The 10,050-nt window shown below is 63.9% G+C and carries 10 protein-coding genes; 6 read left to right on the forward strand and 4 right to left on the reverse strand.

Annotated elements, in window-relative coordinates; all coding sequences use genetic code 11:
- Positions 1–258: 258 nt before the first annotated feature.
- Positions 259–1,245 (reverse strand): TRAP transporter substrate-binding protein, encoded by a 987-nt coding sequence (locus CR103_RS07565; RefSeq protein WP_099915374.1) that lies wholly within the window; start codon positions 1,243–1,245, stop codon positions 259–261.
- A gap of 129 nt (positions 1,246–1,374) precedes the next feature.
- Here CR103_RS07565 and CR103_RS07570 point away from each other — a divergent pair, with 129 nt between their 5' ends.
- Together CR103_RS07570 and CR103_RS07575 are read left to right on the forward strand one after the other, a co-directional pair.
- The gene (locus CR103_RS07570; protein ID WP_099915375.1) at positions 1,375–3,360 is read left to right on the forward strand and encodes a PAS domain S-box protein; all 1,986 of its coding nucleotides are present in this window, start codon (positions 1,375–1,377) and stop codon (positions 3,358–3,360) included.
- A 75-nt stretch (positions 3,361–3,435) separates the two neighbouring features.
- Positions 3,436–4,017 carry a response regulator transcription factor gene (locus CR103_RS07575; protein ID WP_099915376.1) on the forward strand — a complete coding sequence of 194 codons (582 nt, stop codon included), beginning with the start codon at positions 3,436–3,438 and terminating at the stop codon, positions 4,015–4,017.
- Positions 4,018–4,158: 141 nt separating this feature from the next.
- Here CR103_RS07575 and CR103_RS07580 read toward each other — a convergent pair whose 3' ends face one another.
- Entirely contained in the window at positions 4,159–4,758 is a 600-nt protein-coding gene (locus CR103_RS07580) for a hypothetical protein (RefSeq protein ID WP_143752543.1), read from the reverse strand.
- A gap of 283 nt (positions 4,759–5,041) precedes the next feature.
- On the opposite strand from CR103_RS07580, the gene CR103_RS07585 reads away from it, so the two are divergent.
- Positions 5,042–5,416, forward strand: coding sequence for a DUF3052 family protein (locus CR103_RS07585; protein ID WP_099915378.1), 375 nt, complete (start codon positions 5,042–5,044; stop codon positions 5,414–5,416).
- 2 nt (positions 5,417–5,418) lie between these two features.
- On the opposite strand, the gene queG is transcribed toward CR103_RS07585, so the two are convergent.
- Complete coding sequence (queG, locus tag CR103_RS07590; protein ID WP_229442856.1) at positions 5,419–6,486, reverse strand: tRNA epoxyqueuosine(34) reductase QueG; 1,068 nt, start codon at positions 6,484–6,486, stop codon at positions 5,419–5,421.
- A gap of 117 nt (positions 6,487–6,603) precedes the next feature.
- On the opposite strand from queG, the gene tsaE reads away from it, so the two are divergent.
- Genes tsaE through CR103_RS07605 form a run of 3 tightly spaced genes read left to right on the forward strand, consistent with a single transcriptional unit; the run spans position 6,604 to position 9,249 of the window.
- Positions 6,604–7,101, forward strand: a complete 498-nt coding sequence (gene tsaE, locus CR103_RS07595; RefSeq protein WP_099915380.1) for a tRNA (adenosine(37)-N6)-threonylcarbamoyltransferase complex ATPase subunit type 1 TsaE — start codon at positions 6,604–6,606, stop codon at positions 7,099–7,101.
- The gene (locus CR103_RS07600; RefSeq protein WP_099915381.1) at positions 7,053–8,420 is read left to right on the forward strand and encodes an N-acetylmuramoyl-L-alanine amidase; all 1,368 of its coding nucleotides are present in this window, start codon (positions 7,053–7,055) and stop codon (positions 8,418–8,420) included. The genes tsaE and CR103_RS07600 overlap by 49 nt, the downstream gene beginning before the upstream one ends.
- 10 nt (positions 8,421–8,430) lie before the next feature.
- Entirely contained in the window at positions 8,431–9,249 is an 819-nt protein-coding gene (locus CR103_RS07605; RefSeq protein WP_099915382.1) for a D-hexose-6-phosphate mutarotase, read from the forward strand.
- Positions 9,250–9,255: 6 nt separating this feature from the next.
- Here CR103_RS07605 and CR103_RS07610 read toward each other — a convergent pair.
- Positions 9,256–10,050, reverse strand: a 795-nt coding sequence (locus CR103_RS07610; RefSeq protein WP_099915399.1) for a carbonic anhydrase, incomplete at its 5' end; no start/stop codon positions are given.

Below are 10,050 nucleotides of genomic sequence, written 5' to 3' on the forward strand. Positions count from 1 at the left end.
TAAAACGTGTGTCTCCTCGATATTTCTCCGGTATGGACTACCGTGCTTTTATCACTACTCCCCAAACTTGCAAATTCGTCGTTCGGCTTGCACCATCGTGGTGCCCGGGAAGGTGCCAATCATAACGCATCTGCATTCCTGATGTATGGTTTTTTTTACATGGCCGTTGGATTTATTTCACTGTTTAAACAATTTTGCTCAATTTGTGCTGGAAACGTATACGGCGGCAGGATGGTGCGCACACGGCTTGTTTCGGGCTTATTTCGCCGCTTCCCTGGTAATCTTCGCGATCAGTTCCTTGCCGATCCGGCCTTCCATTTCCTTGTGCACCGGCAGCAGGGCCTTGCGCCATGCCGCCTGCTCGACCGGGGTCAGGTTGTAGACGGCGGTCTTGCCGGTCTTCTTGATGGCGTCCATTGCCATGTCGTTGTCGCGCTGGGCAATGGCTTTCTCGAACGTGGTGGCGTCGCGCATCGCCGCTTCCAGGCTGATGCGGATGTCGGCCGGCAAGCCGGCCCAGAACTTCTTGTTGACGATCACGGCGTAACCCAGGTAGCCGTGGTTCGACATCGTGATGTGCTTTTGCACCTCATGCATTTTCTGGGTGAAGAAGTTCGATGGCGGGTTCTCGGTGCCGTCGACCACGCCCGTCTGCAGCGCCTGGTAGACTTCCGAGAACGCCAGCACCTGCGGGTTCGCGCCCAGCGCGCGCATCTGCCCATCGAGCACCTTCGACGCCTGGATGCGCATCTTCAAGCCCTTGAAGTCAGCCGGCACGCGCATCGGCTTGTTGGCCGACATCACCTTGAAACCGTTGTCCCAGTAAGCCAGGCCGGTGATGCCCTTCGGCTCGAGCTTTTGCAGTAATCCCTCGCCGATCGGGCCTTCAGTGACCGCATACAGCGCCGCCTTGCTCGGGAAGATGTACGGCAGGTCGAACACTTCGAACTCTTTTATTCCGAGCGGGCCAAACTTGGCCAGCGACGGCGCCAGCATCTGCACCGCGCCCAGTTGCAAGGCTTCGAGTTCTTCCTTGTCCTTGTACAGCTGGCTGTTCGGGTACAGTTCGACCTTGACCCGGCCGCCGGTCGATTTCTCGGCCAGTTGCTTGAAGCGCTCGGCGGCCTGGCCCTTCGGGGTGTCGGTCGCAACCACGTGACTGAACTTGATGACGATCGGCGTTTGCGCGAAAGCGCTCATGCTGACGGCGGCGGTCAATGCTACGGCCAGCGTCTTGAATTGCATGCTTGTCTCCTGAACCAATTAAAAGGCTATTATTATTAAAATTAGTAACAAATTTGGACCGCTTCATCCATCATCGCTACTGTGAAAAACTACAATAGCATTCCCGCGATAAATGTAACACTTCAGTCCATGAAAATACCCTTTATGCATGTCGCGCCGCAGCCTCTCGGCGGCCCGCTGCGCTTCGTGCTGCCTGCCGTGCTGGTGCTGTTGTTCCTTGCCGTCTTGCTATGGCTGCCCTGGCAGGCGCGCGAAATGGAAAACAATGAGCGCCAGGAGCAGCTCATTGCCGACACGCTGTGGGTCGAGCAGGCGGTGCGCTTCGCGCTTACCCGCAGTGAAGACGCCCTCGCCTCGCTCGGCGCGGAGCTGGAGGGCAATCCGTTGCTGGCCGCTCCGCCGGCGGCCAAGGTGCAGGCGCGCTTCAAGCAGATGCTCAACAACGGCCATGAACTGCGCCGCGTGCTGTGGCTCGGTCTTGATGCCAAGCTTCTGGTGGCCGCCGGCGCTGAAGCGCCGTCGACGTTGCCGGCGGCATCAATCAACGCGCTGAAACTGGCGCGTGCCACCCGCAAGGGCCGCTACAGCGAACCCTATCAGGCCAGCGCGGGCGGGGGCGCACTGGTCGATTACTACTTGCCGCTGTTTCGCGCCGGCGAATATGCCGGCAGCCTGGCTGCCACCTATGACCTGAAAACGCTGCTCGATGAAACCGTGCCGTGGTGGTTCGCGCAGGACAACGCGATCTCGCTGATCGACCCGGACGACAAGGTGCTGGCCAAACGCGCAGCCGCCGGGCCCGGGCGCGGCGTGTACACCCACAAACGCCCGCTCGACTTGCCGGGCGCGACGATCGTGCTGGCGACCGATAGCGTCAAAGGACTGCCGCGCCTGCTGCCGAACCTGCTGGTCGGCTCCGTCATCGCGCTCGCGCTGGGCCTGTTGGCCAGCCTGGCTGCGCTGTGGCGCCACATCGCCCGCCGGTTAGAGGCCGAAGGCGCGCTGCGCCAGCAGATGGCGTTTCGCACCGCGATGGAAAATTCCCTGGTCACGGGCCTGCGCGCGCGCGACCTCGAAGGCCGCGTCACCTACGTCAATCCGGCGTTCTGCCAGATGGTCGGTTTGCCGCCCGAGGAGCTGGTAGGCAAGGCGCCGCCGATGGCCTACTGGGCGCCGGAAGCGATGGCCGACTATCAGCAGCGCTTCGCTTCAGTGCTGGCCGGCCACGCCACGCCGCAGTTCGAGACCATCTTCCAGCGCGCCGACGGCAAGCGCGTGCCGGTGCTGATCTTCGAGGCGGCACTGGTTGACAGCGACGGCCGCCAGACCGGCTGGATGGGATCGATCCTCGACATATCGGAGCGCAAGAATGCCGAGGAACTGGCGCGCCAACAGCAGGAAAAACTGCACGCCAGCGCGCGCCTGGCGACGATGGGCGAAATCTCGTCGATGCTGGCGCACGAACTGAACCAGCCGCTGGCCGCCATTTCCAGCTACACCACCGGCGCCCTCAATTTGCTCGGGCGGGCCGTTGACACCGGCGCGCCGCTCGATCCGGCGATTTTGAAACCGGCGCTGGAACAGGCTAGCGTGCAGGCGCGGCGCGCCGGCCAGATCATCCGCAGCGTGCACGAATTCGTCAAAAAGCGCGAACCGGAGCGCCAGGAAGTCCACATCGCCAGCCTGGTCGACGGCATCGGCGCGCTGATCGACATGCAGGCCTCGAAATATTTTGTCGCCATCCAGACCAGCATGGCTAGAGCGCTGCCGGCCGTCAGCGCCGACCGCATGATGCTCGAACAGGTATTGCTGAACCTGACGCGCAACGCCATCGAGGCGATGCAGGACGTCGCCCCCGAGCGGCGCGTGCTGCGCATCGCCGCTGCCCACGAAGGGGGCAACGTGACGGTGGCGGTGATCGACCAGGGCCACGGCATCGCCCCCGAAGTGGCTGAACGATTGTTCTCGCCGTTCTTCTCGACCAAGGCCGAAGGAATGGGCGTGGGCCTGTCGATCTGCCGCACCGCGATCGAGTTTCACGGCGGCACGCTCACCCATTGCGCCAATCCGGGCGGCGGCACCATCTTCAAATTTGCCTTGCCCAGCCTGGCCTGACCCCCGCTACCCACTTTGCCGACCTGGGATACACTCCGTATACTTAACCATAATTAAAAAATACGGAGACTGTTCATGCTGCACATCGTCGACGACGAGGACGTCATTCGCGATTCGCTTGTCTGGCTGGCCCAGTCGCGCGGCATCCGCGCCCGCGGTTACGCCAGCGCGCAAGGTTTCCTTGACCAGCTTGGCGCCTTCGACCCTGGCGGCGACTGCGTCCTGCTCGACGTGCGCATGCCGGATGTGAACGGCATGGCGGTGTTCGACCAGTTGAGCGTGCGCGGCCTGACCGCACGCCTGCCGGTCATTTTCCTCACCGGCCATGGCGACGTGCCGATGGCGGTCGACACCCTCAAGCGCGGCGCCTTCGACTTTTGCGAAAAACCGTTCAACGACAATCTGTTGATGGACCGGGTCGAACAAGCGCTGGCACAGTCGCGCCAGGCCAGCGCAGCGGCGGCGGTGCAGTCGCGCCTGGCGAGCCTGTCGACGCGCGAACGCGAGGTGCTCGACCTGATTTTGGCTGGTAATCTCAACAAGGTCGTTGCCGACAAGCTCGGCATCAGCATGCGCACCGTCGAAGTGCACCGCGCCCATGTTTTCGACAAGATGCAGGTCAAGACCGCGGTGGAACTGGCAGGGCTGCTGAAGTAGACTGGCGGCGCAAGCACATGCATCGCCGCCGCGCCCACCAATCTAGTTGCATGGCTAACGACATTGCGAACAGCAGCGCCAGCGCGAACAGGCCGCGCCGTGACTGACCGTGTCTTGCAGGTCTGCGCTCGGCGCCGATGGTTACAACTCCGCCATGCAAACGGCCAGCGAATGAATGAAGTCGTCGCGCAGGGCCTGGTACTGTTCGAAATTTTTGAATTTGCGCTCGGCCGGCTTCTGGTTCAGCAGGTAGGCGGTGGCGATGACGTTGTTTTTTTCCGAGATCAGCGTATAGAGGCTGATGACGTCGCCGGTCAGCGTGAGATTGTTGAGCGCCATGATTTCGACGCCGTTGCGCTCGATGACCTTGAACGGCGCCACCGGGGCGCCGGGCGTCGCCGCGAAACTGGTCATCTGCGCCAGGATGGCGGTGCGGTCGGCCCCCAGCTTGCCCGGCTGCGAACGCTCCAGCTTGAGGTTGACGAACGGCGCCGTATCGGGATACGCCAGCAACATGCGGTAGCCGTCGGCGATTGATACCTGCATCGGCCCGGTCGAGGTCTGCACCGCGCGCGTCGGCATGCCGGCCGGCCAGCGGTTGACGCTTTGCGCTTGCAGGTCTTTGCCGAACGAGCAGCCCATGAGCGGCCTGAGCGGATCGGCCGGCGCCTGCCGCGCCAACGCGCAACCCGGTCCGCACAGAACCATGACGGCGAAAACGACTCGAACGAGGTAAGACATAGTTGCCTCCAGCGGAACCGATGAGCTATCAATTTGCCAATTCTTTCACATTGAACCAGGTCGGTGCCACGGATTCATCAAAAGCACCGGCAGACGGTACCGCAGGTACCGCGGCCAGCGCGGGCGGGCTGCGCCGGGCGCGCACGCTACGCGTCCTGAACCTGTTCGCCAGCGAATAGCTTGTAGAATAAAAAGACCACCCGGGAGACCAGGCGCTGCTTGCCTTACGTTACAACTGGCTACCAACAGTCTCAATATCAATCATCGCGCTGAGGAAATACCGATGAACGAAAAAACAGCTGCCGATAAATTGTTTTTAAAGAATGCCAAGTCGATGGCGGTGCTCAACGGCGCCGCCCACGCCGGCCTCGTGTCCCAGCTGCCGGCAGCGCTGATCGACAACGGCAACGGTCCGGCCGACGTGGTGCTGATGTTTGCACTGAACCAGAAAGAACTCGAGCACTACCTGCCCCCCGCCTTGGCGCGGCTGGGCGAAAAAGGGTCTTTGTGGATTGGCTACCTGAAGCAGACCGCGTCCAGGGCGACCGACATCAACCGCGACACCATCAACGCCCACGCCAAGGAACGCGGCATCACCGCGGTGGCGATCATTTCGCTCGACGGCGAATGGTCGGCGCTGCGGCTCAAGCAAATGTAGAACTAGTTCAGGTGCCGCGCCAGCGCCCACTCGACATGTTCACGCACCAGCGCCGACGGATGCCGTTCGCGCGCGCGCAGGGCGCTGACGATGGCCGCGTCGCCCTTGGCGCGATCGGCCGCATTGCCCAGGGCGACGGCCAGGTTGCGCAGCCAGCGCTCGTGGCCGATACGGCGGATCGGACTGCCTTCGGTGCGCCTGCCGAATTGTTCCTCGCTCCAGCCGAACAGGTCGGTCAGCGTGGCGTCACCCATGGCGTTGCGCTCATCGAAGTCAGGCAGGCTCGCGCGTTGGGCGAACTTGTTCCACGGGCATACGATCTGGCAATCGTCACAGCCGTAAATCCGGTTGCCGATCAGCGGGCGCAGCTCGACCGGGATACTGGTTTTCAGTTCGATGGTGAGATACGAAATACAGCGCCGGGCGTCGAGTCGGCCGGGGCCGAGGATTGCCGCGGTCGGGCAGGCGTCGATGCAGGCGCGGCACTGGCCGCAATGGGCGCCGGTGGGGGTGTCGACCGGCAGCGGCAGGTCGACCAAAATTTCGCCCAGAAAAAACATCGACCCGGCCTCGCGGTTGAGCATCAGCGTATGCTTGCCGCGCCAGCCGAGGCCGGCTTTTTCGGCCAGCGGCAGTTCCATCACCGGCGCCGAATCGGTAAACACGCGGTAGCCGAACTGCCCGGCTTGCGCCTCGATGCGCGACGCCAACTGCTGCAGCCGGGCGCGCAGCACCTTGTGATAGTCGCGGCCGCGCGCATACAGCGACACCACTGCCGCGCGCGGGTCGTCCAGGCGCGCCGCCTCGCGCGCGCGCCAGTCGCCTGGCGTTGCCGCCGGCAGATAATCCATCCGCGCGCTGATCACGCGCACCGTGCCTGGCACCAGTTCGCCAGGCCGGGCGCGCTTCATCCCGTGGCTTGCCATATAATCCATCTCGCCGTGGTGGCCCGCGTCCAGCCACGCCTGCAAACCCGGTTCGGCATGTGCAAGGTCGATGTCGGTGATACGCAGGTCGGCAAAACCAAGTTCGACGCCCCACTGCTTGATGGCGCGCGCAAGGTCATGCATATCCGGCAAGAGGTTCGGTACGTCGGGCGACTGAGTTGGCATGCGGGAGCAGGAAACGCTGGACAGAAAAAACGGCGGCGCGCGGCGCCGACGACGATCAACTTACCATTCTATTCGATGCAGCATTTTACAGTTCACCTTCGCAACGAAGCGGCCACCACCGACCTGGGCGCCGCGCTGGCGCGCGTGCTCTCGCCTGGCTTGGTGATCTACCTGCACGGCGACCTCGGCGCCGGCAAGACGGCGCTCACGCGCGCGCTGCTGCACGCCGCCGGCCACATCGGCAAGGTCAAGAGCCCTACCTACACGCTGGCCGAGCCGTACCAGGTGAGCCTGGCCGGGCGCGCCGTGCAGGTGATCCATTTCGACCTGTACCGCATGTCCAGCCCTGAAGAATTTCTCGACGCCGGGTTTCGCGAAGACTTCAACCAGGACAATATCTGCATTGTCGAATGGCCGGAAAAAGGCGCGCCGGTGTTGCCCGCGCCCGACCTGGCTATTTCCCTGGGAGTTTGCGGCGAAGGTCGTACTGTAGAATTACAAGCGTTGTCCGAATTGGGTTTGCTATGCATCGACCGCCTCACCTTCCCACCAAACCTGTCACCAGCGCCGTGACCGCCGGCCGGCTCACGCGCCGCACCGTCCTCAAGGCCGGCGGCACGCTGCTGCTGTCGGTGCTCTCGCCGCTGCCGGCTGCGGCCGCGCAAATCCTCGCAGTGCGGGTGTGGCCGGCCGCCGACTACACCCGCGTTACGCTGGAAAACGACAGCGACCTGAAAGCTACCCACTTCATCGTCCCCGATCCGCAGCGGCTGGTAGTCGATATCGAAGGCCTGGACCTGAATCCGACGCTCAAAGGCCTGGTCGCCAAGATCGCCTCGAACGACCCGTATATCAAGCAGGTGCGGGTCGGCCAGAACCGCCCGAACGTAGTGCGCCTGGTGTTCGACCTAAAAGAAGAAATCAAGCCGCAGGTGTTCACCCTGGCGCCGGTCGGCGCCTACAAGCATCGCCTGATCTTCGACCTATATCCAATTACCCCGGTCGACCCGATTGCCGAGATGATCGAAAAAGGCGACTGGCTGCGCGACCCCGCCGCGCCGGTCGGAAAAACCGAACTGCCGGCGACGGTCGTGGTCAGGCCGGAGTTGCCGGCGCCGGTACCGGTACCGGTCAAGCCTGAACCGCCGGTCCCGGCCAGGCCGGCGCCGGTGCAAAAAGTCGCGCGCATGATCACCATCGCCCTCGATCCGGGCCATGGCGGCGAGGATCCGGGCGCGATCGGCGCTTCCGGCTCGCGCGAAAAAGACATCGTGCTGTCGATCGCCAAGCGGCTCAAGTTCAAGCTCGAAGAGCTGCCGAACATGCGCGTGATGCTGACGCGCGACGGCGACTATTTCGTACCGCTCGGGACCCGCGTCGACAAGGCGCGCAAGGTGCAGGCCGACCTGTTCGTGTCGATCCATGCCGACGCTTTCGTCGAGCCGAGCGCGCGCGGATCGTCCGTGTTCGTGTTGTCCGAAAAAGGCGCCAGCTCGAGCACCGCGCGCTGGCTCGCCAACAAAGAAAACCTGGCCGACGCGATCGGCGGCGTCAACCTCTACGGCCAGGACAAGCAGCTCGCCAGCGTACTGCTCGACCTGTCGACGACGGCCCAGATCAGCGACAGCCTGAAACTTGGCAAAGCGGTGCTGAGCGAGATCGGCGGCATCGCGCGGCTGCACCGGGGATCGGTCGAACAGGCCGGCTTCGCGGTGCTCAAGGCGCCCGACACCCCGTCGATCCTGATCGAGACCGCCTTCATCTCGAATCCCGAGGAAGAGGCCAAGCTCAAGGATAACGGCTACCAGGACCAGATCGCCGCCGCCATCGCCAAGGGCATCAAATCCTATTTCGCCAGGAATCCACCGATGGCCAAGAGCCGAACGACGTAAGGGGCACCGCATGAACACGATCGCCCTGGCCGCGTTCGGCCAACTGCCCGCCGTGCAGGTCAGCGCGGCCGACGGCGCCCAAGCCGTCATCACGCTGTATGGCGCCCACCTGGTATCGTGGCAAAGCGCCGGCGGCGCCGAGCACCTGTTTTGCAGCGCCAAGTCGGCGCTCGACGGCAGCCGCGCGATCCGCGGCGGCGTGCCGGTCGTCTTCCCTCAGTTTAACGAGCGCGGCCGCGGCCTGCGGCATGGTTTCGCGCGCGTCAGCGACTGGGCGCTGGTCGACAGCGGCACCGAAGTTGGCAAGGATGGCGAAGCCGGCGCGGCGTTCGCCGTTTTCGCGCTCGAGCCGCACGACCTGCCGCCCGCCGCCGCGCAGGCCTGGCCGCACGACTTCCTGCTGCAATTGCGCGTCACCGTCGGCGGCGACAAGCTGGCGATGGCGTTCGAAGTGCACAACCGCGGCGCGGCGCCGTTTGCGTTTTCCTGTGCGTTGCACACCTATCACCTGGTCGACCAAGTCTGTGATGCGCGCATCGACGGCCTGCGCGATGCGGCGCTGGCCATCGGCGACCCGCTCGACGAGATCTTTTTCGGTGTCCAACCGCGCCTCACGCTGCGCGCGGGAGCTGCCACCCTCGTTCTCGAGCAGGATGGATTTACCGATGCGGTGGTGTGGAACCCGGGTGCGGCGAACGCCGCAGCGCTGGTGGACCTGGAGGACGACGAGTACCAGCGCTTCGTCTGCATCGAGCCGGCCGTGATCGAGCCACTGACGCTGCAAGCCGGTCAGCAATGGCGCGGCAATTACCGCATCACCGCCGGCTAGTTCGCGCTAGTTTGATTCCTTGACCACCCGCCCACCGCCCGGCTGGATCGGGCGGGCATTGAGCGGATACAGGCGGGAAAACAACGCCATCTGCGCCGGCGAGGCCGGCATCGGCTGCTTCATCACCAGCCACAGCACGCCTTCGGTGCAAGGTGGCTCGGTGAGCGAGCCCATGAAGGTAAAGTAGTCGCGCTTGGCCGGCAGGATGTGGTTGACGTCGAGCGTCACCGACGGCGTCACGGTGTCGTTCTTTTCCAGCGGCAGGTTGTTCCACACGGTCTGGATCATGCTGTTCTGCGCGCCGCGCTCAAGCAGCACGGCCACGATCGCCAGCCTGCCCTCGGCGTCCTTGTGCACCAGGTGCACCACCATCTCGGTGCCGCGGCCGTTGATGCGCTCCTCGGACGGGCGGTGAAAGTGGAACTGGACCAGCTCGTAACTGCGGTTCTGCACCGTGATGTAATTGCCGAATCCGACCGCGACCTGGATCGTATGGCCGTTGTCGACGACGTTAAAACCGGACTGACGGTAATCGAAGGTGATCTGCTCGAGGTCGACTTTCATGCCGTCGCGCAGATCGATCGGCGACTGGCGCGTGCCGCTGCCGCACTTGGTCCAATCGGCATTGATTCTGCCCCAGTTGACCGGCCCGGTTTCGCCTTCGTACGACCAATGGTTGCTCAGGCGCGGCGCCGGCGCGGCGGCGGCCATCAGCGGCACTTCCTTCGGCCGCGCTGCAGCGGCCTTGCGGGCCTTGGCGGCGGCGGCCACGCGCGCGGCCTGGTTGGCGCGCATCGCGGC

This window comes from Massilia psychrophila, assembly GCF_002760665.1.
GTDB lineage: Bacteria > Pseudomonadota > Gammaproteobacteria > Burkholderiales > Burkholderiaceae_D > JAFCUW01.